Below are 25,089 nucleotides of genomic sequence, written 5' to 3' on the forward strand. Positions count from 1 at the left end.
TTATCAAAGGCGTAGCTTAAAGCGGTAACTGAGTCTCTATATCAACTAACCGGCGCTGTAATTTATCCAGGCGCTCAAGTGTGCCGACATCGCACCAATAAGCATCAAAATGCTCACCTTGTATTTGTTGCTGGCCAATGGCTTGTTTAAGCAAAGGCCCCAAAGCCTGTTTACCTTCAGGCAACTGGCTAAATAATTGAGGATGATAAATCCCCAGTCCAGCAAACGTTAACCTTTTTTCATCGCTCAAGGTTAATTGACCTTGGGCATCAATAGCAAAATCGCCCTGTGGATGATGTTCTGGATTATCCACTAACCACAAAAAAGCTTGTGCTTCACCTTGGCAAACGCGTTGATAAGCCAAGCTGATGTCGGGCAAGTGATCGATAAAAATATCACCATTGATCACCAAAAAAGGTTCGTCCCCCAAACAAGGTAATGCTTGCTTGATACCCCCAGCGGTTTCTAACGCCGTGGTTTCTTCGCTGTAGTTAATCTGCAAACCCCATCGACTCCCATCGCCTAGCATTTCAGGTAACTTATGCCCTAACCAAGCTTGATTGATCACGACCTCAGTCACGCCAATTAACGCGAGCTTTTCTAAGTGATATTCAATTAAAGGTTTACCTGCAACGCTCACTAATGGTTTAGGTAAGGAGTCGGTTAACGGGCGCAAACGCTCCCCGCGTCCTGCAGCCAGTATCATCGCTTTCATGCTTCGCTTACCGCCTCATGAGTATTTTTGTGGTTTACTAACGGTAAAATCACCCTGTGAACCCACAGACTAAAATCGGCAATTTGTGGGTATTTCATCCCAATATCTGCGACATATTGCAAGGTTAATGGAATATCAGCCAGATAACCGCGCTTACCGTCACGATGATATAACCGCGCAAAAATACCCGCAGCTTTGATATGACGTTGTAATCCCATTAAATCAAACCACTTTGTATAGGTAGCAAAATCAACATTTTCATCAATCAATTGATGAGCTATAGCAAGTTGATAATGATATCGCATCAAGTGATTAACGATATCGTCTGGCCAACGCACGTAACAATCGCGCAGCAATGATACCGCATCATAAGTCACCGGCCCATGGACTGCATCTTGAAAGTCAATCACCGCTAACGCTTGATCATTTATCAGTAAATTACGGCTATGGTAATCACGATGCATGCCCACTTTTGGCTGCGCCAGTGCATTGTCGGTTAAGGCTGCAAACGTAGCCGCAATCATTTGTTGCTCATTATCCGTCAATGCGTAATCTAAATGCTCTTTTAGTAACCAATCGACAAAAATAGCTAATTCTCTTGCCACAAAAACGTCATCGTAATCAGCTAACGGTCCATCTTCGGTTTCCGTTACCGTGGCAATGACCGGCAATAAGTTTAATGCCTGCTTATAATAGTCGCTCACATTGTCTTTATTCAGCACCGACAAAAGTTGTAATTCGCCTACATCAGTTTGTAAGACAAAACCATAGTCTTCGCAGGTTGCAAGCACTTCGGGTACCAGTAAGCCTGCATGTTGATAAGCCTTGGCCATTGCCACAAATGGCGCGATGGGCACTAAGTCGATCGGTGAATCTGAAACAATGTAATCAATACCTTGATGATGAAGACGAAAATAGCGTCGAAAACTGGCGTCGCCGCAGATCAAGTTAATGGCAACTTTATCGCCGAAATATTGGTATAACCAGTTACTTAACGCGACAAATCTTGGGTCAGATAAAATCATCTCAATGGCTCTTAACGAAAAATTGCTTTATTATAGCCAGCATAACATTTGGAAACAGCTAAAGAATGGAATGTTTCATCTAGCTGAGTATCTTTTTCTCTCCAAAACTTTCCGGAATCAGAATTCATAAATTATTGACAACAATGCAGATCCGTTATTTTCTGGCACTAAGCCTACTCCCAAATATCGTGTTGGCCGATGAGCCTACAACGACAGAAGCGCCTTCATTGCAATGCGTTGTTGCTCCGCCTGTGTCTCGTTCATTCGAAGACCGTGCAGCATTAACCGGCATATCAGACGATCAAATTGTTATCATTAGCGATCACTCTGCCGTTGCTTACAATAACCAAGCTGAGTTTTCGGGTGATGTGAGTTTCAGCCAGGGACTTCGCCATATCGCTGCTGACAATGCGGTATTAGATCAAAAACAACAACGCTTAAATGCAGAAGGTAACCTTATCTTTAAAGATGAGTTATTTACCGTCACAGCAGATACCTTAGAAGCGCAAATGAGCACGAATAACGCCACCTTAAAAGGGGCTCAGTATTGGCTACATGGGCAACAAGTACATGGCGATGCAGAAAAACTGCAGATAACTTCAGACAATAATCTATTGCTAACAAAAACCAACTTCACTACCTGCCCTCCTGGTGATGAATCATGGTTACTTGAAGCCGATATGATCAAAATTGACAGCAAAGAAGAATGGGGTGAAATTTGGAATGCCAAGCTGCGTATTGCCAACATCCCAGTATTATATATTCCGTATATGACAGTGCCTGTATCAGATAAGCGTAAAACCGGCTTCTTATTCCCAAGTTTTAGTACCAGCACCACTAACGGTGTAGAAGTTAGCACCCCGTATTATTGGAATATCGCCCCAGAGTTTGACTTAACTTTCACCCCGGACTTCATGTCTTCGCGTGGGTTGTATACCAAAACGGAATTTCGCTATCTCGCTGGCGAACAGCAAAATGGCCAGTTCAATGTCGAATATTTAGGTAGCGACAGTAAGCTAACCTCTAATGCTGACCGTTATTTGTATCACTGGAGCCATCAAGGCGCAGTCAACAAAAACTGGCGAGTAAGATCAGACTATACCGATGTGTCTGATAACAATTATTTCAACGATTTAAATTCCGACGTTAATCAGTCAACCGACAACCAGTTATCACGGATCGGTGAAGCCAGTTATTTTGAACGCGACTGGGACTTCAACATGCGCGTGCAAGACATTAAAGTGCTTGGTGAAGATGAAAAACCGTATCAAGTGATGCCACAGCTAAACTTTAATTATCGTTCTGCAGACATTTTTAACTCTATCGACTTTAAATTTAATTCAGAACTGACCAATTTCCGTCATCAAGATAATGAATATAATACCGCTACCCGCTTACATTTAGTGCCTAGCTTAATTTGGCCAATACAAGGGCCAGCAGGTTCATTTACCAGTGAAGTTAAATTACTGCAAACTCAGTACTGGCAGCAAAACATCGACGAAGACTCAACATTAGACGACAGTATAAGCCGTACGATTCCTCAAGCGCGTTTACACGGTCAGGTGAATTTTGAGCGAGCAACCCAATTGTTTGATGAACAATACCGTCAAACCCTTGAACCTCAGATTCAATATCTTTATGTCGGCTATGAAGACCAATCCAATATTGGTATTTATGACACCGCACAATTACAAGAAGACTATTATGGTCTATTCCGCGATCGCCAATACTCAGGCTTAGACCGTGTTGCTGATGCCAACCAATTTACCTTAGGTTTTACCACTCGTTTGTTTGATCAAACTAACCGCGAAAAACTCAAGTTTAGCGTGGGGCAAATCATGTATTTGGAAAACTCTAAAGTCAGTATTGACGATGCTTTCGAAGAAACAACCCAGTCAACATCGGTATTAGCGGCTGAATTAGATGCCCAGTTATACAACGATTGGTTTGTGAGTGGTTCAGTACAACACGACACTGAAACGGGTGAAAACAAAAAGAATGAAATCACTTTGGATTATCGCCCAAGTAGCGACCGATTATTGCAGTTAAGCTACCGTTATGTACCCGACTTATTAAATACCAACACCAATGATCAAGTTGATATTTCCCAAGCAGGCGTGCGCACATCGTGGCCTATTAGTGACAACTTATATTTTGTCGGTAACTACTATTACGACCTCAATGAATCTCGTAATATTGAAACTTACACTGGCGTACAATACGAGTCATGTTGCTGGGCATTGCGCTTAAGTTATCATTATCGTATCAAAACCAACTACGATGATGATTTATCAGAAAGCGTTGACGGACGCGAAGAGTTTGAAAGCGGTGTTTACCTAAACTTTGTCATTAAAGGCTTAGGCGGATCAGGTCCGTTAGGGGTAGACGACATGTTAAATGAAGGCTTATTTAACTACCGTAAACCACTTTACTTGAGGAATTAGCATTCTTTTGTGATAGATTGCTGAACCTAGCGACAAACTCATAGTCCAATAACAACAAACATGCTGTTGTGTATGAAGTAGTAACCTTATTTTGGCGATGTATTGCCAGTTTATATTGAATCGAATGTGCCAAGGATTTTGTGGATGAAACACAGTAAAAAAATAATTTTTGCATTACTAGCATTAGCTATGAGTAACACCAGTGTTGCTGCGCCAATGCCATTAGATCGCGTATCAGTACAAATTAATGATGGCATCATTCTTGAGAGTGAAATCACCAACATGGTTTCAACTGTTAAAGCCAATGCTAAAGCAGCTAAACAAACATTACCGTCTGATGATGCCTTACGTACCCAGGTTATCGAACGTCTCATTTTAACTCACTTGCAAATGCAAATGGCTGAACGTATCGGCTTGCAGATTGGTGATTTACAATTAGACCAAACGATTGAAAACATCGCTAAAGAACAAAAAGTCACCGTTGCGCAAATGCAACAAACTATTGAAAGCGAAGGTACGAGCTTTAGCCAATATCGCGAACAGTTACGTCAAGAAGTCACTCTAGGTGAAATTCAGCGTATTCAAGTGCAACGCCGTATTCAGGTTTCACCACAAGAAATTAGTGGCTTAGTGAAATTGATTCAAGAGCAAGGCTTAAAAGATGTTGAGTTTCAAATTGGTCACATTCTGATTGAAATACCAAGCAACCCAACGAGCGAACAACTTGAAAGTGCTAGCCGCCGTGCAGAAATCGTGCTTAAACGTTTAAATAATGGCGACGATTTCCGTAGTACCGCTATTGCGTCTTCATCAGGTCCTAAAGCGTTAGAAGGCGGGATTTGGGACTTTATGAACATTAACGAAATGCCAACCTTGTTTGCTGAAGTTATCAGTAACGCCAAAAAAGGTGACATAATCGGTCCGATTAAATCGGGTTCAGGCTTCCATATTATTAAAGTAGTCGACACTCGTGGTTTACAAACCCAAGAAGTTGAAGAAGTAAAATCACGCCATATCCTGTTAAAGCCATCGCCGATATTATCGGAAGATCGCGCAAAAGCGATGTTAGCTAACTTTTTGACTCAAGTTCGTGCAGGTGACGCAGATTTTGCTAAATTAGCCACTCAGTACTCTGAAGATCCAGGTTCTGCAGCTAAAGGTGGTGAGTTAGGTTGGGCAGACCCAAGCATGTATGTGCCAGAGTTTACGCAAACATTAGCCAGTCTTCAGGAAGGCCAATACAGTGAGCCTTTCCGAACAACTCATGGCTGGCATGTAGTGCAACTTGAATCGCGCCGTAAAACTGATGCAACCGAACAATTTAACAGTAACCGTGCTCATCAATTAATCTTCCGTCGTAAGTTTAATGAAGAGCTACAAAACTGGTTAGACGAAATGCGTTCAGAAGCGTATATCGAAATCGTTGAGCCAGAAAGCAAACGAGGCTAAGCAAAATTAATGACTAAACGTATTGCCATCACTCCCGGCGAACCAGCAAGTATTGGTCCCGACTTAGTCATCAAACTCGCTCAACAGGCCTGGCCTGTTGAGTTAGTTGTTTGTGCCGACCAAAATTTGCTCATGACACGAGCAAAAATGCTTGGACTGCCTTTACAACTCAGGCCTTATCAACCATCGCAACCACCGAAGCCGCAAACAGCAGGCACATTAACCATTGCTCCTTTTGCAGTAGCAGAAGAAGTTGAGTGTGGTGTACTGAATGAAGCTAACAGCGCTTATGTAGTAGAAACTTTGCGCTACGCCGGTGAAAAAAATATGTCGAATGAATTCGACGCGGTCGTTACCGGTCCTGTGCACAAAGGCATTATTAACCAAGCAGGTATTCCATTTAGCGGTCATACCGAATTTTTTGCACTACAAGCTAATTGTGCCGATGTCGTCATGATGCTTGCAGCCCCAGGGTTACAAGTGGCACTAATGACCACACATATTCCATTAGCTTACGTTGCAAAAGCCATTACCCGCGACAGACTACATCACATTATTAGCATTTTGCATCGTGAATTGGTCAGTAAATTTGGTTTAGGCTCACCCAAAATTTATGTGTGTGGACTCAATCCACACGCAGGAGAAGACGGCCATTTAGGCCGTGAAGAAATCGATACCATCATACCTGCGCTCAACGAGTTACGAGAACAAGGCATGGATATTGTTGGCCCGTTGCCAGCCGATACCTTATTCCAGCCTAAGTATCTCGAACAAGCTGACGTGGTATTAGCTATGTATCATGACCAAGGATTACCTGTGCTTAAATCATTAGGTTTTGGCAAGTCGGTCAATATCACCTTAGGTTTACCTTATATTCGCACCTCAGTCGATCACGGCACCGCGCTAGAATTGGCCGGCAGTGGTAAAGCGGATTGCGGCAGTTTTACCTGTGCATTAAACAAAGCCATCGAATTGGCCTCAAAAAGTAAGTAACCCATTTTAATGAGTAATAAAGTACATTTAGGCCACACGGCCAGAAAGCGTTTTGGACAAAACTTCTTAACCGACCAAGGCGTGATTAGCAGCATCGTAGGCGCTATTGCACCTGATAATGATCATGTAATGGTTGAAATTGGACCTGGTTTAGGTGCATTAACTGAACCTGTTGCAGATATGATTGATAACTTAACCGTTGTTGAATTAGATCGTGACTTGGTGAAACGCTTACAATATCACCCAGTACTTAAAGACAAACTGACCATTCACCAAGGTGATGCATTACAGTTTGATTTTGGTCAGTTGCAACAGCCTGGCAAGAAAATGAAAGTGTTTGGTAACCTTCCTTACAATATTTCAACGCCACTGATGTTCCATTTGTTTGAGTTTGCTGAACAAATAGAAACGATGCATTTTATGTTGCAAAAAGAAGTGGTTTTGCGCTTATCAGCAAGTCCTGGCACCAAAGCTTATGGCCGTTTAACCGTAATGGCACAATATTATTGCCAGGTAGTACCCGTTTTAGAAGTGCCACCAACAAGCTTTACTCCTGCTCCGAAAGTCGATTCTGCAGTGATAAGATTATTGCCTTTTGAAGTCAAACCTTGGCCGTGTAAAAATGTCGATGTATTAAGACACTTAGTCACGACAGCATTTAATATGCGCCGTAAGACTTTGCGTAATAATTTAAAAACCTTAATCTCAGACGAAGATTTTGCAACACTGCAAATTGACGCAAGTCTGCGGCCAGAACAAATTAGTGTCCCACAATATGTGGCAATGGCTAATATGCTGTGTGATAAAAAAGATTAATTATAAGGGCATGCATATTGAGCATGCCCTTTTGCTTTAGGACATAACATGACCCAAGTTGAATCGCCTATTAAGATTAAAGTCGACACCCAATATTTAGAACAACAATCCGATGCTGCCGATAATAAATACCTTTTTAGCTATACCATTACCATCATCAACTTAGGTGATAATAAGGTGACTCTTAAAGACCGTCATTGGATCATCACCGATGCTGACGGCGAACAGAATGAAGTAAAAGGCCCTGGCGTTGTTGGTGAAACCCCCACTATTGCACCCAATACTGCTTACCAGTATACCAGTGGCACTGTGATGGAAACGCCGGTGGGCTTTATGCAAGGATCTTATGGTATGGAAAATCATAAAGGCGAGCGCTTTTTAGCGACCATTCCACCTTTTCGCCTTGCTGTTCCTGGGATATTTCAATAACCCATGGCACACTATTTTGTCGGCGATGTTCAGGGATGTAACTCCGAGTTACAACTATTGCTACAGAAGGTGGCCTTTAACCCATCCAAAGATCAACTTTGGGCGGTTGGCGATCTTGTGGCCAGAGGTACTGAATCGTTAGCAACCCTTCGCTTCTTCCAATCATTACAAGATTCAGCAAAAGTGGTACTGGGCAATCATGACTTACATCTTTTGGCTCTGCACGGGAAGCTAAAACGAGCCAACCCACAAGATCATCTTGATGAATTACTCAACGCTCCTGATATTGATAATTTAGTCAATTGGCTCCGCCAACAGCCTTTAGTCAGAACCTTACCTGAACATAATATCATCATGACCCATGCGGGAGTGCCTCCACAATGGGATATAGCAACCCTTGAACATGAAGCAGAGCAAGTCAGCTTTGCATTACAGCAAAATGATTATCTAAGTGCATTAATTGCCAAAATGTACACAGAAGATTCTGAGCACTGGTCTCCATCTTTGCACGGTATTGACAGACTACGTTATTGTATCAATGCATTAACACGTATGCGTTTTTTACACCTTGATGGCCGTCTTGATTTTAAATGTAAATCACCACCCAGCGAACAGCATTCTGCCGAGTTACGTCCATGGTTTGAATTAGAATCAAAAACAGTACCGCAAAACACCATCATATTTGGGCACTGGGCGGCCTTAATGGGCCAAACAAGTAATCCGCACGTTCTCGCATTAGATACTGGCTGCTGCTGGGGAGAGCATTTAACACTATGGCATCTTGAAAAGAATGAAAAAATTACCCAAAAAAAGTTAATTTAACGTTAAACTAAAGTACCATTTAGCCGATAGCTAAATGTAGAATTTATTACGCTTGCCTGAGAAACAATCGCCCTTTAATAAATTCATATCGTGGTATGCGATAGCACATACAAGATAAAAATCAGGATCAAATAATAATAGCCGGAGTACTGTATGAAAATTAATGTAGCGACCAGGGTCATTGGCGGTTTTACCGTGGTGACACTGTTATTGATGGTCCTCGGTGGCGTGACCATGCTGAGCAACAACAGTATTAAAGACGGGACGACTATTCTTAAGACGATCAGCCTACCGGCACTTGAATCGACGAGTATTTTAAGTGAAAACTTAAGCACCCAGCAAATTGAAGCGTTACTCGCTTATTACAGTGCGCATTCATCAAAGATTCCAGCGATAGAAAAGAAGCTCACTGATTTAGATAACGCATTCGAAAAAGATCTTACACGCTTAAATAATTTAGTAAGCAAACAGAATCAGCTTACTGCGCCATTAGCTGCGTTAACGAAAAGCTACACAGTGTATGAAACGAGTGCAAAAAAAATGATCGTAGAGCGTGAGAGTGCTCTTAGCTTGCAAGAGAAGTTACTCAAAATGCGCAGTAACCTGGAAAATGCAGCAGATGACTCTTCATCTATTTTATTAGACATCATCGATCTAGAAACCAGCGAAGATGAAACTGAACGCAGTTTGGCTGCGTCAGCCAGCTTAGTTGATGGTACATTCATCAATATCATTACCACAATTTATGATTTGGTGGCCTCAACCGAACAAAGTAAATATGACCTGATCATTAAAGAACTCGATTACATGGTCAGCGAAGCTTCATCAAAATTAGATCATATTGGTCGTCAGGGCAGTGGTATTGTCAGCAGTTCAGTTTTAGAAGATTTAACCGCTGAAAGTGCAAAAGTATTTAAGTTGCTAAAAGGCAGCGGTTCAATTATCGAGCTAAAACAACAACAATTAAATCACGAGTTTGCGGCCGCTAAACAGTTAATCGATACACAAAGCGAAGCAAAAGACGTCAACAAGAAAATGACTGTTTTGGCAAAAGCCATCGACACATTCGCGAGTGATATCAGCACAACAGCCTTAGAAATCATTGATTCAGCAGCCATTAAAACGTTACTGGTAGTATTAACTGCCATTATCGTTGCCATTATTGTCAGTATTGCTGTTGTTAAACCATTGACCCGCTCGTTAGAGAAAGTCAATAAAGCGTTAAATGTGCTAGCGTCAGGTGATTTAACCCATAAATTAGACGACACTGGCCATGATGAATTCGCAGAATTAGCCAAAAACTGCAACCGGTTAGTCGACAGCCTACGAAGTCTTATTATTGGAATAGTTGATCGCTCAAATCAGTTAGCTGCTGCAGCAGAAGAAACCTCTGCAATTACCTCGCAAACCACTATCGGTATTCAAGAGCAAAAGAGCCAAGTGGACCAAGTTGCTGCTGCAACCACGGAACTGAGCTCGAGTGCACAACAGGTATCAATGAGCGCAGATCAAGCACTGAATGAGATTAAACAAGCTGACCAAGAAACACAGCATATGCGTACGCTTGCAGAAGAAAGCAAAAATACCATTATTGCCCTTGCTGAAGAAGTCGCTAAAGCCGGTATTGTTATTAATAAAGTCCATTCCGATAGTGCGTCAATCGGCTCTATTTTAGATGTGATCCGTGGGATTGCAGATCAAACTAACTTACTTGCGCTAAACGCGGCTATTGAAGCTGCAAGAGCTGGAGAACAAGGACGAGGCTTTGCTGTTGTGGCTGATGAGGTGCGTAACTTAGCATCACGTACCCAACACTCAACCAGTGAAATTCAGCAAATGATTGAAGTATTGCAACTTGGTACGCAAGAAGCCGTTGCAGTGATGGAATTGGGTCGTACTCAAGCACAGAGCTGTGTTGAAAAGAATGAACAATCAAATCTTGCCTTAGAGACCATTAGTAAGTCAGTTCACAGAGCCTTTGATTCTGGTAACCATATTGCCCAAGCAGCCCAAGAGCAAAATATCGTTAGCCAACAAGTTTCAGAAAAGCTCGAACATATTGCCTCTATTTCAGAAGAAACCTCAATAGGTGCGGATCAAACGGCACAATCAAGTCAGCAAGTTGCGATGCTTGCTGAAGAACTACAAGCGTCGGTACGCGAGTTCAAGGTTTAATCTATACAATATAAGTTAGTATTCACAAAAGGCCCGTAGTGGGCCTTTTTTATTGCCTGTAATATTTGATTACGAGTAACCGACGCTCTGATGGTAAATGAAATAAATCGATTTATAACAAGCAAAATATTATGCCTAAACTAGTCGCTGAACAGCCACAGAGCACGCTTTCAACTATCAACTCATGCGTGTGGTAACCTTGATTGTATTTGGTAACGCCAGCCAGAAACCAATGGCTTGTCTGGCATTAATAGAACATGGATTTTAGACTCAAATTGATGTGCAGATAGGTCGCCGTAAGTAGCAAGTTATCAGTAAACAGGCTGTAAATTGAAAGCAAACAACAAATAAATATAAGGCGAATGTAATCCGTCATTGCTAATCAACCTAATGGGTAAATTATCGACATAAAAAATGCCGATAATTGCTTATCGGCATTTCTAATTACATTGACTGACTCAACGATGACACATCGCCAGAATTAGCCACCAACTCGGTCTTTAATCGCGGCAGTAATCGGGCTACCGTCATGACCATTAGCAGCTGCCCAATCTAGAATGGTTTTGCCATCAGCCTCAGGAATAGCTAAATCACTTGAAGGTAGACGCTTTGCGATAAACTCACCGACATCATTAGCATTTGAATTGTAGGCAGTACGCAATAAACTGCTGCCATCACAAGAAATGCCTGAATAAACATTACGTAATTTAACACGACTTTCTTTCATCTTCTTACGTAAACGGCTTTTGTCGTCTGATTTCACATAATCACAAATATTTGCAACTAATTGATCTGTATCGGCGATAGCAGGGGCTGACACAAAAGATGCTGCAATCAGGGCTGCAATAGCTACAGGCAATAGACGCATCTGACACTCCTTTATATTTTATAGTTATATAACTATGTATAGAGATCATGCTTTAGATCACTTTTACATATTAATTTCAGGGGTAAACCCGACTAATTTAACACTTTTTAACTAAAGTGTTAAAGCTATATTGCAATCCTTTGTCGTTTGTTGCAGTTACTGAGTTCTGTAAATCCCAAGAACCATCATCCCAGGCAGGAAATACCGTGTCACCCTCTACATCGACATCAATTAACGTTAGATATAATACGTCGGCTTGAGGCAATAGTTGTTGATAAAGTTGACCACCACCAATCACCACCATTTCTTCACAATCACCCGCGGCAGTGATAGCTTCATCGAAACTTTTTACACAGGTAACACCTTCAATACTCAACTGACTATTACGGCTAATCACTATATTGTGGCGCCCCGGCAATGGTCGACCAATTGACTCATAGGTTTTGCGCCCCATAACAACAGGTTTTGACAAGGTCATCGCTTTAAAGTGACGTAAATCTTCAGGTAAATGCCAAGGCATTTTATTGTCTTTACCTATAACTCTATTGTTGGCCATTGCGGCAATCATTGCGATACGCATTGAAGCAAAATCCTTATGGTTAAATAATTGGTCTGTTACGGTAGTAAAGCAAACTTGGTAACGCTAACCCTACCGCCAGCGCACCTAAGATAAATACTGTTTTTAAACCGTTGACGATGACCTGAGCTGTGAGTTCGGGACTAACCTGACTCTGTGCTGTGAGTTGAATTAATGCAATGACAGTATTGAATGCATACGTTCCTGGTACCATTGGAATAATGGCAGCAACAGCGTACATCAATGGTGGAGCAAGGTGACGTTTAGCAAACTGAATAGTAATCAAACCAACAATAGCTGCGGCGATAAATGTCGCCCATTCAATTGGCATTGAAAAATGTAATAAGAAAGTTCTTGAGCTGTGGCCAATAGCACCTGCGATGGCACAATAAATTAAATAGCGTTTAGGGACATTAAACACCATCGCAAAACCGACCGCAGGTATCGCCGAAAAAAAGGCATCATGAAGCAATAAACTTAGAAAGGATAACATTAAAATATCCCTCCCATTTGCATCGCAATGGTAATACCAATAACCGATGCTAAAGTTAATAGGGTTGCATGACCCCAGCGGGAAATACCCACATTCATGTGACCTTTGACCATATCCGAAATTGCATTAATCAACGGAAACCCTGGTACTAGCATCAACACGCTGGCCGCCATTGCTGCTTGAGGTGTTTCGGAGATAGATCCAAGATAGCCGATTTGAGCTATAGCCGTGATCACAAATGCAGTCAGTGAGAAGTTAACCAATAAATTGAAATGTCGAGATGCCAGAAAAAGGCGTACTATCATTCCAACCGCTGAGGCAAAAAATGTGATCAAGCATGCCATCATGTCGCCATCAAATAAATGACAGAAACTTGCGCACGACAAACCTATCATAGGAACTACGGCAATTGCGGGGTATGTTTTAGGAGAAATATGAGCGAGGCGTCTACGAACTTCATTGGCACCATAAATACCTTTTTCGGCTAGTATGCAAATTCGTTGAAGCTCACAAATCACCATCATATTAATGCCATGAGCACGAATACGACGGGTTGTGGTAATGCATCTACCGTGTACCAAGCTAGTTAATACTAATGCATTGGATGATATTGATAATTCAATGCTAGCAATACCGAGTGCTTTACCAAGGCGCTGACTAATCTCTTCAACGAGATCAGACTCAGCACCATATGCCAGTAGTAGCTGCGCACAGCGTACTACAAGGCGGGTAATTTCATTTTGGCTATCTTCGTACACGACGTCCTCAAATGAGCTCTTTAACGTTGATAGATGACTTCTACATCATAGTCATCATCATCAAAATCTTCGTCAAAGTCATCATCATAATTTTCATTAGCGTTTTCATCTTCAGCGCTATGGTAATTATCCCATTTAAACTCAACGTCAGCATCAGCGGTAATTTCTTCCACAATAGCCGGTAAACTTCTAATGTAGTCAAGCATCTTAATGCTTAGCTCTTCAGTACCAGTTCGATTGTAAGCTGACATAGTATAAACATCACCCTGCCAATCTAACTCTTTGACAATACGATCGATTTTAGCTTGTATCTCTTCATCTAGCAGTAAATCAGTTTTATTAAACACTAACCAACGCGGTTTTGCCGCTAGTTTTGGAGAGTATTTTTCAAGTTCACCGACAATTGCACGAGCAGAATAAACTGGGTCTACGCCATCAATAGGTTCGATGTCGATAATGTGTAACAACATACGGCAACGTTCAAGATGCTTTAAGAAACGAATACCTAAGCCGGCACCTTCAGCAGCACCTTCAATTAGACCTGGGATATCGGCAATAACAAAGCTTTGACCTGGACGCGGATTAACCACACCAAGGTTTGGCACTAAAGTCGTAAACGGATAATCCGCAACTTTAGGCGTCGCACGTGATACAGAGCGGATAAAGGTTGATTTACCTGCGTTTGGCATCCCTAGTAAACCCACATCAGCAAGTAACAATAACTCAAGTTTAATTGAGCGTACTTCACCAGGGGTACCTAATGTCTTTTGGCGCGGAGCACGGTTAGTACTACTTTTAAAACGGGTGTTACCTAAACCGTGGAAACCACCTTTAGCAACAAGCAGCTTTTGTCCATTTACAGTAAGATCGCCAAGTGACTCTTCTGTTTCTTGATCGATAGCACGAGTACCTACTGGTACTTGCAGAACCAAATCACTACCACCATGTCCGGTACAATCACGGCCACGACCATTGGTGCCACGTTCAGCCATATGAAAACGAGTAAAACGATAATCAATCAGCGTGTTCAAGTTTTCGTTAGCTTGCAGATATACACTGCCGCCATCGCCACCGTCACCACCATCTGGACCACCATCTGGAACATATTTTTCGCGTCTAAAACTCACGCAACCGCTTCCGCCGTCACCTGCTTCTACGCGAATATTCGCTTCATCAACAAACTTCATACTGACTCCTGACGCCACTTAATCTGTAATTATAATCCCAAATCACTGGAATTTGCAGGAAAGCGCTGAAGATAGCATTCATCACGATATCGCCTACTGCATATAAACAAAATCATTAAACTATCAATAACAGTTTAATGATATAAAAAACACAAAAGCCCCACCATAGGCAGGGCTTTCGAGATCTAGCTTAGAAAGAATTAAGCTTCGATGCTAATAAACTTACGGTTATTAGGACCTTTAACTTGAAACTTTACTTTACCGTCTGTTAATGCAAACAAAGTATGGTCACGACCAATACCTACGTTTACACCAGCGTGGAACTTAGTACCACGTTGACGAACGATAATGTTACCAGCTAGAACTGATTCACCACCAAAACGCTTAACACCAAGACGTTTACTTTCCGAATCGCGGCCGTTACGAGTACTACCGCCAGCTTTTTTATGTGCCATGAGTTAGACTCCTAAATTATGCGCTAATCGCAGTGATTTTAACTTCGGTGAACCACTGACGGTGGCCCATCTTCTTATCGTGATGCTTACGACGACGGAACTTGATAATAGTTACCTTTTCGCCGCGACCGTGGCCAACTACTTCAGCTACGACTTTACCGCCAGCAACTAAAGGAGCTCCAACGTGTACTGTTTCACCATCAGCGATCAACAAAACTTGATCGAATTCTATGGTTTCACCAGTAGCAACTTCTAATTTTTCTAAACGAACTGTATGACCTTCAGCAACACGGTGTTGCTTTCCGCCACTTTGAAAAACAGCATACATGGCTATTTTACTCCAAATGACTAACACACTAACTCATATTATTGACGAGACTAGGTGCTAAAAAACTTTTAATGACAATGGGCGCGGATTCTACGCGAAGAATTATCATCAGGCAAGTCTTAATTCACTATCAAATAAAAAAGACCTCATCACTGCACACTATTCATTAATAGCTAATGTGCCTTCTTTAAAATTTAGTTAACATGACCATGTTAATTTATACCTAAGTTTTATAATTAAATTGGTCAGAATCCTACTAACTATCGTAAAATCAGGATTCTGTATGTTCAATTGTGGAAATACATACTTTGAAAAATAGCACTGATATCCTGTAAGATATGCGCTCTAATTCGATATGACTAATTAAGGGTGCAAGCCTGTCGCCCAACAACCAGAGACTATTATGGATTTAAACGCCATTCGTCAACTGGCTGACACTGATATGCAAGCAGTCAATCAGCTGATATATAAACAACTTGAATCTGATGTAGCCCTAATTAATCAATTAGGCTTTTACATTATCAATGGCGGTGGTAAGCGTTTACGTCCGTTATTATCAGTATTAGCCGCACGAACCGTTGACTACCAAGGTGAACATCACCTTAAACTCGCGGCGATCATCGAGTTTATCCATACTGCGTCTTTGTTACATGATGATGTTGTTGATGAGTCGACATTGCGTCGCGGCCGTGAAACCGCCAATGCCTTATTTGGTAATAGTGCTAGCGTACTAGTAGGTGACTTTTTGTATACTCGTTCATTTCAAATGATGACCGAGCTCGATAACATGAAAGTACTGCAAGTCCTTGCTCATACCACTAACGTACTTGCCGAAGGTGAAGTTTTACAGTTGATGAACTGTAATGACCCTGATACCACCGAAGCAAACTACATGCGGGTGATCTACTGTAAAACCGCAAAATTGTTTGAAGCGGCAACTCAGTTAGCCGGTGTTTTAGCCAATGTGAGCGCTGAGCAAGAACAAGCATTAGCTGATTACGGTAAATACCTCGGCACAGCTTTTCAATTAACGGATGATTTACTGGATTACACTGCTAACGCTGACGAACTAGGTAAAAACATCGGTGATGACCTTGCTGAAGGCAAACCAACATTACCGCTAATTTATGCCATGGAAAACGGATCTGACACGGCCAGAAAACTCATTCGTGATGCAATTGAGCAAAGTGATGGCACCAAAGCAATTGATGACATTTTGGTGGCGTTAGAGGAGTCTGGCGCATTAGTTTATACTCAGGATAAAGCTCAAGCAGAAGCACAGAAGGCCATAGATGCACTCAGTGTTTTTCCTGACAGTAACTACAAGCAAGCACTCATTTCGTTAGCTCATTTGTCAGTTAATCGCAGCAGTTAGTTGCAGCAGTTAATAGTAATTAACAGTAGTGAGTAACATTTAGTTAGTAACTACCACAATCAATCATGAATTCATTGTTGATGATGATGCATAAAAAGGTGTGAATACTCAATTCACACCTTTTTTTATGATCAAACTTGCCAATTTATGGCTGGATTGCCTTGTTCAATTAATAATTGATTAATACTTGAAAAGTGACCGCAACCAAAAAAACCTCGGTAAGCAGATAATGGCGATGGATGTGGGCCGTTCAATACATGATGATGTGCTGCCGTAATCAGACGGCCTTTCTTGATAGCATGATTTCCCCAACACACAAATATAATCGGCGAAGATTGTTGGTTTAATCGCTGCAATACATTATTAGTAAATGTCTCCCAGCCAGATTTAGCATGTGAATGAGCCAACCCCTGCTCTACCGTTAATACCGTATTCAATAATAAAACGCCTTGCTTAGCCCAAGAGGTTAAATTGCCATGTTCGGGAGTCACAAAGCCTTTAATATCATTGGTTAATTCTTTATAGATATTCGCTAGTGATGGTGGCGGTTTAATGCCATTTTTAACCGAAAAAGAAAGCCCATGAGCTTGATTAGGTCCATGGTAAGGGTCTTGCCCCAGTATCACGACTTTAACCTCTGACAGCGGTGTTAAATCAAAAGCCGCGAATACTTCATCATCAGGCGGATAAACGGTTTTATTATCGGCTCTTTGTGAGGCTATAAAGTGTTGCAAATGTTGATAATATGCCTGCGATTGTTGTTGCTCAAACAGCTCTTGCCAATGGGAAGTCATTCGATGTATTCCTTAAATGAAAACGACAAATTTGTGAACTGCTTAGTCTTTGGTTTACTATTAACAGATTAATCACCCTTATGAATAATATGATGCCATTACATAATAACAAAAGCACTGCTAATAACGGTTTTACCCTTATTGAACTTGTCGTTGTTATTATCATACTTGGGATCATCGCAATTATCGCTTTGCCTAAGTTCATCGATTTAGGCCAAGACGCTAAAATAGCCAGTGTAAAAGCAACTGGCGGGGCATTTTCTTCAGCAATAACCTTGGCTCATTTAAAATGGGCCGCGATGGGGTATTCAGGCCCAGCAGATAATTTAGCAATTTTCAGTCAAGCTGGAACCGATGGCGAACTGGATATGAACCAATGGGGCTATCCTGCGCAAAATTATCCACCTTACGAAGCCTCTCCAAGACTGAATAATGTTAATGACTGCCTTTCCGTCTGGCCGACTCTGTTGATGGATGGTCCAAGCGTTTCTATCAGTACCGATAAAGGTTCATCTGATTACCAAGCCGAATATATCAATCCAGATCAATGCCGATATAACTACAACTTGCTATCACTTATGTCGATATATTATGACTCACGTAACGGCCAAGTCTTGGTAGATTCAGATCCCAATAGCTAATTTTTTACCTGATATTTTCCAATAAAGACGTTACACTCAATGGAAAATTAACTCACAAAAAAGTGGATCTGATGTCTGAAGCCAAAACAGAATTAACAATGTATCAAATAGCTGACCAATTTATTGCCCTAGCCAATCAACTAAGCCAACAAGAAAATGATATTGGTAAAGTGGGTACGGCAATGAGATTTGCTTCAGCACGCTTTAATGCGTTCGAAGCCTCAATTAAATCAGCTGATCTTGCCGCTGAAAAAGATCATGCATTAGCTTGGTTTTCTGATGAATTTAAAGCCATGTTAAAAGAAAACTTAGAAGATCATATTGCTAATCCTCCTGTAGCAGCACCGCAACAAGAGCAGAAAAGCGATGATAGCGTACAAATGTTCAAAGGTGCCTAGCATTCGCTAACAACGTCACTGATAATTAGCCGTTAATCAATAATCCCTACCGCACATCTGGTGGGGATTACTTTTTAAAATAAAGCACATTTAACACTCCCCGCTCACCGCATACTATTGTCGCTGTTCGCTTTAACAAATAAACCTATGCATAACCAACATAATTAATCACTGTTAACCGAGTAGATGCCAGTACTATAACAACGTGTAAATAACCCTAATAGAAAGCAAAATCAATACAATACCTGAGAGCCTATCAATCAGTTTTGCCTTTTCTCGTAACTTAGGTAATACAGCAGAATGTGATAACACGAATGCAATAACGGTATACCACAAGCCATCAATAATTAGCGGGGTAAATACAATCAATGCTTGGCCAGTGGTCGTTTGTGCTGCCAAGACAAACTGACTAAATAAGGCTAGAAAAAATAATAATATTTTAGGGTTAAGCAGTGAAATAGCGAGTCCATCACGAGCTGCAATCCATAAACTAGTGGCTTCCCCAGCGGCTAATTTTTGCTGCATCCCGCCTTTGGAACCAAGCGCTTGAATACCCATCCAAGCTAAGTAAATTGCTCCGATTATCGCAATGGCATTAAACATTAATGGTGATGCTTTTAATATTGCAGCCAAACCCAATAGAGTCACCAGCGCATACACACCGATACCAATTGAATGCGCCCAAGCACATACTATGCCGTGTAATCTTCCACCACTGAGTGTATGCCTCACTACCATGGCTAAACTCGGGCCTGGAGACATGGCACCCAAACAGCATATCGCTAATAATCCCAGCCAAGCACTTAACGTCATAACACTCCTTTATTTGCAACTATCCAGTTATTAATATTTTGCAAAAATACATTTTAACAACCAGTTAAGTATGCGTTGTTAATGTATCGTCACTTATATGGATGAGTATAATAACGTATTTACAGAGGAAACCTATGACGACATTAATGCTGATATTACTCTTGGTTATTTTTATTGCCGTAGTAATATTGATTTGGGCTAAAATAAAAGGAAAATCGATTCCGACCTTAGTGATAGTCATGCTCATTTTGATGGGGATCTGTTTTGCGGGTATCATTGCATTTGTTAATAAAGGTGAAAACTATCAAGCATATCAAACATTGAATTGGCAACCACTTGAACCTGAAAAAATTGCCGCCTATGTTAAACAAGGTAATATTGTGTTTGTTGATATTACAGCCGACTGGTGTGTTCCCTGCCAAACAAATAAAGCCAACGTACTTCATCGCGAACAAGTCGTAAATAAATTAAACCAGCCACACATTATTCTCATGCAAGGTAATTGGACTCAAGCCGATACCGTCATTGAACAGTATATGGGGCAACAGGCAGTTGCTGGTACGCCGTTTAATAAAATCTATGCCCCGTCTTACCCAGAAGGCATTGAGTTGCCCAAAGCGCTGATTATCGACGATGTGTATCGAGCATTAGCTTTAGTCGTCAAGTAAGATACTTAATCTTCAAAACAGAATATGTAATCTTCAAGCAAAAAGCCTAGAAAACTTTCACAATAAAAAAGACTGCCGAAGCAGTCTTTTTAGTTATTGATTTAGTTATTGATTTAGTTATTGATTTAGTTATTGAATGTCGCTAACGCTTAGAAGCGGTAATTAACACGGCCGTAGTAGAAACCACCGTTGTAATCAAATGGACCACTTTCGTAGTACACCGCACCTAATTCACCCAGAGTGCCATCTTTTAGCTTCTGCGCTTCTTGATCGAAGATATTGTTTGCGCCAACTGATACCGTTAAGTTATCAAGTACCGCATAGCTCACTTCAAGATCGATAGTCACAGCAGCATCTGCCACCTCAGAACCCCAATCAGAAGTATCATCAGCGTGTGTAGCGTAGTACTCACCAAACATATTACCACGAACTGACATGCTTAAATCATCCCAGCTTTGGCCCCAAGTAAGGGTTGCACGGTGTGCAGGAATACCATCTTCTAAACGACGAACTTTACCTGCATCAGTTGTTTCAGGGTCATATTTATCAACACTGGTATCAGTCCAACCGTAGGCTAAACTGAATTTCGCATCACCTGATAACATTTCTGTAGTATAAGACGCTACAACATCAACACCTTGAGTCGTTGTATCAAAATCATTAGTGTAGAAGGTTACCGCAGAAATCAACTCAGGGAACTCAACACCAGCGGCACGTAATGCATCGTAGTCACTAGCTTCAACCGAAATTTGGCTAGATTGTGCAATACGACCAGTTACTTCAATGTTGTAGTAATCAACAGTTAGGAACAAGTTATCATATTGGTATACAAAACCTGCTGCATAGCTAACAGACTCTTCAGGATTAAGTACTTCACCACCATAGAAAGCCGCTAATGGATTTGTTGGTGGAGCAATGAAGGTTTGAATCAAGTCACCGTTAACAATCGATGTTTGAGTGTTAACTACGTTTTCTTGACCAACGGTTGGCGCACGGAAACCAGTACTGTGCGATGCACGGAATGATAATTCATCGGTTGCAACATACTGCGCTGTTAACTTGTAGTTTAATGTGTCACCAAAAGTAGAGAAATTTTCATAACGAAGTGCAAAGCCTAATAATAAGTCTTCGGTTAAATACGCTTCAATATCGGTATAAACACCAATGTTGCTTCGGTCATTTTTACCGGCTGATTCTGGACCAAAACCTTTAAAGCCGTGTGAGCCAATGTTGAAGCCTTGATCAGCATAAGGACCTGCAATCCATGAAGCTTCATCACCTTGACCAATCTCAAATGACTCTTCACGCCATTCAAAACCAGTAGCAAAGCTAATGTCTTCTAAGCTACCAATAGTAACGAATCGACTAAAATCAGCATTAAAAGTTGTTTCTACTTGCTCGTATGAACCAGTATCAAAGTCAGTTGGTGTATCTAAACCCATTGATGGGTTTAATGAGTTCTTTAAACCAAAGCTGGCTTTGTTACTGCCCGTACCTGCGCTCACATCATACATCCACTCGCCAGACTCGCCTTTTACACCAGCGAAGAAAGACATATCTTCAATTTTACCGGTGAACTGAGGTGTATATCCGCCTGGACGAATTTGGTTCATAGAGAAACAGTTAGGATCGGCAACCATTGCTTGATAAGCGTCAGTACCCAACACGTTTCCGTCTTGATCTGGAATGCCATCACCATCGATATCTATTTTAGGAATAGGGACATTCATGTTGTTACATGTTGCTACCCCATCGGTAGCCAAACCAACATCCCCGACTAATAAACTTTCGCCGCCATCTACAGAATAAACGTTACCGCGGTTATGCGGGTTACGATAATAGAAACCACCAGTTGCTTCACGTGATGACACGTTACCGAACGCATACAAATGGGTATTGTCGTTAATATCAAAACCGGAGTTTACGAATACAGTAAAATCATCATTGATCTCAGGGTTACCCCAAGTTTGTGCTGGATTAAGAATTGAGGTATTACCCGCATCAGCGATAGCTGCTGCATCTGGACGCTGTACACTGCGGCTAGTCGCATCTGCCGTTTTATATTGTGCACTGATGTTAACAAAGCCATCATCAGTCAAAGGTAAACCAATGTTACCGTCAATTGTGGTTGCTGCGCCGTCACCTTCGTAGTATTCACCTTGGCTGACAGTGATAGAACCACCTTCAGAAGCATCTTTTAATACGAAGTTCATTACACCAGCAATCGCATCCGAACCATACTGAGCAGCCGCTCCGTCACGTAATACTTCAACTTGCTTTAATGCCACACCAGGAATAACAGATATATCTGGACCTTGTGCACCATCGTTAATGCCACCACCTTGGAAAGCAATAACTGACGCACGATGACGGCGTTTACCGTTAACCAAAATAAGCGTACTGTCAGACGGTAAACCACGTAAGTTAACCGGACGAACTAGCGTTGCTGCATCACTAATCGGTTGTGCACGAGAGTTAAAAGAAGGCACTGATGTCACTAACATGTCGATCATGTCGGTCGAACCGTTTTTCTTTAAATCATCACTGCTGATGATATCAATTGGAACTGGTGAGTCACCAATTGAACGAGGTGCCGCACGAGAACCCACGACTGCGATTTTTTCAACGTTTTCTTTCTTTGCAACTTCTTCATCGGCTGCGAATGCTTGAGTGCTAACTACAGATCCGGCAAGTGCAAATGAAATGGCTAAGCTCAAAGAGCTGATACCAAATTTAGATTTTTTTGATTGCATCATTATTATGTTCTCAACTGCTTATTATTGTTGTTTGTCGACGATGTTTCTCACAAAATGAATGAAAAACACGTCTATCCCTATCGAAATACTCCCTATCTCAACTACATTTTTATAACAATTGAAAAACAATTGCTAACACTTTTTGGGATAAATAAGTAAGCGCTAAATAGCAATTTACAAAAAAATACTCTAAGCAGTTGATTTTTAGTGATATAGATCACATATCGAATTATTTACTAGAAGTAAACTTTTTTAACTAAATCAACACAAAACACAAGTGTAACCATTAGTTTACACAAAAAATCGTGTTTTGATGGTGATGTATTAAACGAGTAATCTAATATTGATTCAATTTCAGTGAACCTTTGCCAATTGATATTGACCCGTGTAGGTTAGTAAAAATAATCTAAACGGACGTTTGATTTATAATAATAACCAAAAATATCTAAGGTGGTATGCATGGCTTATGATGCAGATTCAGTACTTGATTTACACCAATACACATCCATAGTTGATTTGATCGAAAAAGCTTGTGACAAGTATGCAGACAATATTGCATATGCATGTCTTGGGAAAAGCACTAGTTTTCGTGAAATAGAACAAGGCTCGCGCCATTTTGCCAGTTATTTGCAACACAGCACTTCATTGCAACCTGGCGACAGAGTAGCGATACAATTGCCTAATATTACTCAGTTTGTGATTGCGGCTTATGGGGTAATTCGAGCCGGTATGGTGCTAGTCAATACCAATCCGATGTACACCGAGCGTGAACTCATTCACCAATTTAACGACTCAGGGGCAAAAGCCTTAGTCGTATTGTCGGATTTATTACCCACATTAACTAACGTGATCGACAAAACAACAGTAGAGTTGGTGATTTCGACCCACGCAATGGATCTTATCCAACCGCAACCTCAACCAGAAACCCCGTTTAACAAAGTGGCATTTACCTCTGTGCTCGTTGAAGGTGCTAAGCATCCTTATCAGTCAATAAAACCTAACCATGATGATTTAATTGCTCTGCAATACACTGGCGGCACAACCGGTTTATCAAAAGGCGCTATGCTCAATCATGGCAACCTTTTGGCTAATTCTGGTCAAGTAAAATCACGAATAGCTAGCACCATGACCGAAGGACATGATGTATTTGTCGCGCCATTACCGATTTACCATATCTATGCATTTATGGTTAATTTGGTACTGTATTTTGAGTCAGGTAGTTGCTCAGTATTAATTCCTAATCCTCGTGATATTGCAGGGCTAATCAATACCATGAAAGCCTATCCATTTACTGGGTTTGCGGGTTTAAACACTCTATTTGTTGGCTTATGTCATCAGCCGGAATTTAAAGCCTTAGATTTCAGTAAAATGAAAATAACCATTTCGGGTGGTACCGCATTAACGAGTGCAGCAGCTAACTTATGGCAACAAACCACCCAATGTATGATTTCAGAAGGCTATGGCTTGTCTGAAACATCTCCTGTTGTCAGCCTTAATGCACCAGGGTATCAACGCCTTGGTACTATTGGTAAACCGGTATTGGGCACTGAAGTTCATGTGCTCGATATGGATGATAATGAAGTGGCTATCGGTCAAGCTGGTGAACTTGCCGTGCGCGGTCCGCAAGTTATGCAAGGGTATTGGAATAAACCAGAAGAAACCGCTAACGTCATGACAAAAGACGGATTCTTTAAAACTGGCGATATTGGCATTGCCAGCGAAGATGGTTATCACACCATTGTCGATCGTAAAAAAGACATGATTATTGTTTCTGGTTTTAACGTCTATCCTAATGAAGTTGAAGACGTACTTTCAACTAATGAGTTAGTTTTAGAGTGTGCTGTTGTCGGGGTTGAAGATGAACGTTCTGGCGAAGCAGTAAAAGCCGTGATTGTATTAAAACAGCCGCCAGCGGATATCGAGGCGGTCAAACAGGCGATTAATGATTACTGCCGCAGCCAACTGACGGCTTATAAAGTGCCACGCATTATTGAGTTTACTGAACAGTTACCGAAAAGTGCTGTAGGGAAAATTTTGCGTCGAGAACTACGTAAATAGAGCTACGTAAGTAAGAGCTTCACAAGCAAGAAAAAAACTGCGCTAGTAGAGT

Annotated in this window: 24 protein-coding genes; 12 read left to right on the forward strand and 12 right to left on the reverse strand. The window is 41.3% G+C overall.

The window, feature by feature from the left end; translation table 11 throughout:
• Positions 1–16: 16 nt before the first annotated feature.
• Together murU and GUY17_RS16285 are read right to left on the reverse strand one after the other, a co-directional pair.
• Positions 17–715, reverse strand: a complete 699-nt coding sequence (gene murU / locus GUY17_RS16280; protein ID WP_162023748.1) for an N-acetylmuramate alpha-1-phosphate uridylyltransferase MurU — start codon at positions 713–715, stop codon at positions 17–19.
• Complete coding sequence (locus GUY17_RS16285) at positions 712–1,740, reverse strand: aminoglycoside phosphotransferase family protein (RefSeq protein WP_162023749.1); 1,029 nt, start codon at positions 1,738–1,740, stop codon at positions 712–714. The genes murU and GUY17_RS16285 overlap by 4 nt, the downstream gene beginning before the upstream one ends.
• A gap of 143 nt (positions 1,741–1,883) precedes the next feature.
• Here GUY17_RS16285 and lptD point away from each other — a divergent pair, with 143 nt between their 5' ends.
• From lptD to GUY17_RS16320, 7 genes are all read left to right on the forward strand, one after another.
• On the forward strand, positions 1,884–4,184 hold the full coding sequence (gene lptD, locus GUY17_RS16290; RefSeq protein WP_162023750.1) for an LPS assembly protein LptD: 2,301 nt from the start codon (positions 1,884–1,886) through the stop codon (positions 4,182–4,184).
• A gap of 144 nt (positions 4,185–4,328) precedes the next feature.
• The gene (surA, locus tag GUY17_RS16295) at positions 4,329–5,633 is read left to right on the forward strand and encodes a peptidylprolyl isomerase SurA (RefSeq protein WP_101088757.1); all 1,305 of its coding nucleotides are present in this window, start codon (positions 4,329–4,331) and stop codon (positions 5,631–5,633) included.
• 9 nt (positions 5,634–5,642) lie between these two features.
• On the forward strand, positions 5,643–6,626 hold the full coding sequence (pdxA, locus tag GUY17_RS16300) for a 4-hydroxythreonine-4-phosphate dehydrogenase PdxA (protein ID WP_162023751.1): 984 nt from the start codon (positions 5,643–5,645) through the stop codon (positions 6,624–6,626).
• A gap of 9 nt (positions 6,627–6,635) precedes the next feature.
• Positions 6,636–7,442: a 16S rRNA (adenine(1518)-N(6)/adenine(1519)-N(6))-dimethyltransferase RsmA gene (rsmA, locus tag GUY17_RS16305; protein ID WP_101088755.1), complete on the forward strand. Its 807-nt coding sequence runs from the start codon at positions 6,636–6,638 to the stop codon at positions 7,440–7,442.
• 48 nt (positions 7,443–7,490) lie between these two features.
• The gene (apaG, locus tag GUY17_RS16310) at positions 7,491–7,871 is read left to right on the forward strand and encodes a Co2+/Mg2+ efflux protein ApaG (RefSeq protein WP_101088754.1); all 381 of its coding nucleotides are present in this window, start codon (positions 7,491–7,493) and stop codon (positions 7,869–7,871) included.
• Positions 7,872–7,874: 3 nt separating this feature from the next.
• On the forward strand, positions 7,875–8,693 hold the full coding sequence (locus GUY17_RS16315; protein WP_101088753.1) for a symmetrical bis(5'-nucleosyl)-tetraphosphatase: 819 nt from the start codon (positions 7,875–7,877) through the stop codon (positions 8,691–8,693).
• A gap of 153 nt (positions 8,694–8,846) precedes the next feature.
• Complete coding sequence (locus GUY17_RS16320) at positions 8,847–10,868, forward strand: methyl-accepting chemotaxis protein (protein ID WP_162023752.1); 2,022 nt, start codon at positions 8,847–8,849, stop codon at positions 10,866–10,868.
• Between the two features lie 481 nt (positions 10,869–11,349).
• Here the strand turns inward: GUY17_RS16320 and GUY17_RS16325 are convergent, their stop codons facing one another.
• From GUY17_RS16325 to rplU, 7 genes are all read right to left on the reverse strand, one after another.
• A complete protein-coding gene (locus GUY17_RS16325; protein WP_101088751.1) occupies positions 11,350–11,736 on the reverse strand; it encodes a DUF3718 domain-containing protein in 387 nt (128 codons plus the stop codon).
• Between the two features lie 97 nt (positions 11,737–11,833).
• A complete protein-coding gene (gene folA, locus GUY17_RS16330; RefSeq protein WP_101088750.1) occupies positions 11,834–12,316 on the reverse strand; it encodes a type 3 dihydrofolate reductase in 483 nt (160 codons plus the stop codon).
• Positions 12,317–12,335: 19 nt separating this feature from the next.
• Positions 12,336–12,806: a threonine/serine exporter family protein gene (locus GUY17_RS16335; protein WP_101088749.1), complete on the reverse strand. Its 471-nt coding sequence runs from the start codon at positions 12,804–12,806 to the stop codon at positions 12,336–12,338.
• On the reverse strand, positions 12,806–13,564 hold the full coding sequence (locus tag GUY17_RS16340; protein WP_101088748.1) for a threonine/serine exporter family protein: 759 nt from the start codon (positions 13,562–13,564) through the stop codon (positions 12,806–12,808). The genes GUY17_RS16335 and GUY17_RS16340 overlap by 1 nt, the downstream gene beginning before the upstream one ends.
• 20 nt (positions 13,565–13,584) lie before the next feature.
• Positions 13,585–14,751: an Obg family GTPase CgtA gene (gene cgtA, locus GUY17_RS16345; protein WP_011638530.1), complete on the reverse strand. Its 1,167-nt coding sequence runs from the start codon at positions 14,749–14,751 to the stop codon at positions 13,585–13,587.
• A 200-nt stretch (positions 14,752–14,951) separates the two neighbouring features.
• Positions 14,952–15,206: a 50S ribosomal protein L27 gene (gene rpmA / locus GUY17_RS16350; RefSeq protein WP_011638531.1), complete on the reverse strand. Its 255-nt coding sequence runs from the start codon at positions 15,204–15,206 to the stop codon at positions 14,952–14,954.
• A gap of 16 nt (positions 15,207–15,222) precedes the next feature.
• Positions 15,223–15,534 carry a 50S ribosomal protein L21 gene (rplU, locus tag GUY17_RS16355; protein ID WP_101088747.1) on the reverse strand — a complete coding sequence of 104 codons (312 nt, stop codon included), beginning with the start codon at positions 15,532–15,534 and terminating at the stop codon, positions 15,223–15,225.
• Between the two features lie 403 nt (positions 15,535–15,937).
• On the opposite strand from rplU, the gene ispB reads away from it, so the two are divergent.
• Positions 15,938–16,909 carry an octaprenyl diphosphate synthase gene (ispB, locus tag GUY17_RS16360; RefSeq protein WP_162023753.1) on the forward strand — a complete coding sequence of 324 codons (972 nt, stop codon included), beginning with the start codon at positions 15,938–15,940 and terminating at the stop codon, positions 16,907–16,909.
• Between the two features lie 131 nt (positions 16,910–17,040).
• Here the strand turns inward: ispB and ung are convergent, their stop codons facing one another.
• The gene (ung, locus tag GUY17_RS16365) at positions 17,041–17,703 is read right to left on the reverse strand and encodes a uracil-DNA glycosylase (RefSeq protein ID WP_162023754.1); all 663 of its coding nucleotides are present in this window, start codon (positions 17,701–17,703) and stop codon (positions 17,041–17,043) included.
• An 80-nt stretch (positions 17,704–17,783) separates the two neighbouring features.
• Between ung and GUY17_RS16370 the strand changes: the two genes are divergently transcribed.
• Positions 17,784–18,344, forward strand: a complete 561-nt coding sequence (locus GUY17_RS16370) for a prepilin-type N-terminal cleavage/methylation domain-containing protein (RefSeq protein ID WP_162023755.1) — start codon at positions 17,784–17,786, stop codon at positions 18,342–18,344.
• Positions 18,345–18,415: 71 nt separating this feature from the next.
• Positions 18,416–18,742 carry a DUF3144 domain-containing protein gene (locus GUY17_RS16375; RefSeq protein WP_101088743.1) on the forward strand — a complete coding sequence of 109 codons (327 nt, stop codon included), beginning with the start codon at positions 18,416–18,418 and terminating at the stop codon, positions 18,740–18,742.
• Positions 18,743–18,937: 195 nt separating this feature from the next.
• Here GUY17_RS16375 and GUY17_RS16380 read toward each other — a convergent pair whose 3' ends face one another.
• Positions 18,938–19,555, reverse strand: a complete 618-nt coding sequence (locus tag GUY17_RS16380; RefSeq protein ID WP_162023756.1) for a LysE family translocator — start codon at positions 19,553–19,555, stop codon at positions 18,938–18,940.
• 134 nt (positions 19,556–19,689) lie between these two features.
• Here GUY17_RS16380 and GUY17_RS16385 point away from each other — a divergent pair, with 134 nt between their 5' ends.
• On the forward strand, positions 19,690–20,223 hold the full coding sequence (locus GUY17_RS16385) for a thioredoxin family protein (protein WP_101088741.1): 534 nt from the start codon (positions 19,690–19,692) through the stop codon (positions 20,221–20,223).
• Positions 20,224–20,372: 149 nt separating this feature from the next.
• On the opposite strand, the gene GUY17_RS16390 is transcribed toward GUY17_RS16385, so the two are convergent.
• A complete protein-coding gene (locus tag GUY17_RS16390) occupies positions 20,373–22,979 on the reverse strand; it encodes a TonB-dependent siderophore receptor (protein WP_162023757.1) in 2,607 nt (868 codons plus the stop codon).
• A gap of 459 nt (positions 22,980–23,438) precedes the next feature.
• On the opposite strand from GUY17_RS16390, the gene GUY17_RS16395 reads away from it, so the two are divergent.
• Positions 23,439–25,037: an AMP-binding protein gene (locus GUY17_RS16395; RefSeq protein ID WP_162023758.1), complete on the forward strand. Its 1,599-nt coding sequence runs from the start codon at positions 23,439–23,441 to the stop codon at positions 25,035–25,037.
• Positions 25,038–25,089 lie beyond the last annotated feature (52 nt).

Source organism: Shewanella sp. Arc9-LZ (assembly GCF_010092445.1).
GTDB lineage: Bacteria > Pseudomonadota > Gammaproteobacteria > Enterobacterales > Shewanellaceae > Shewanella.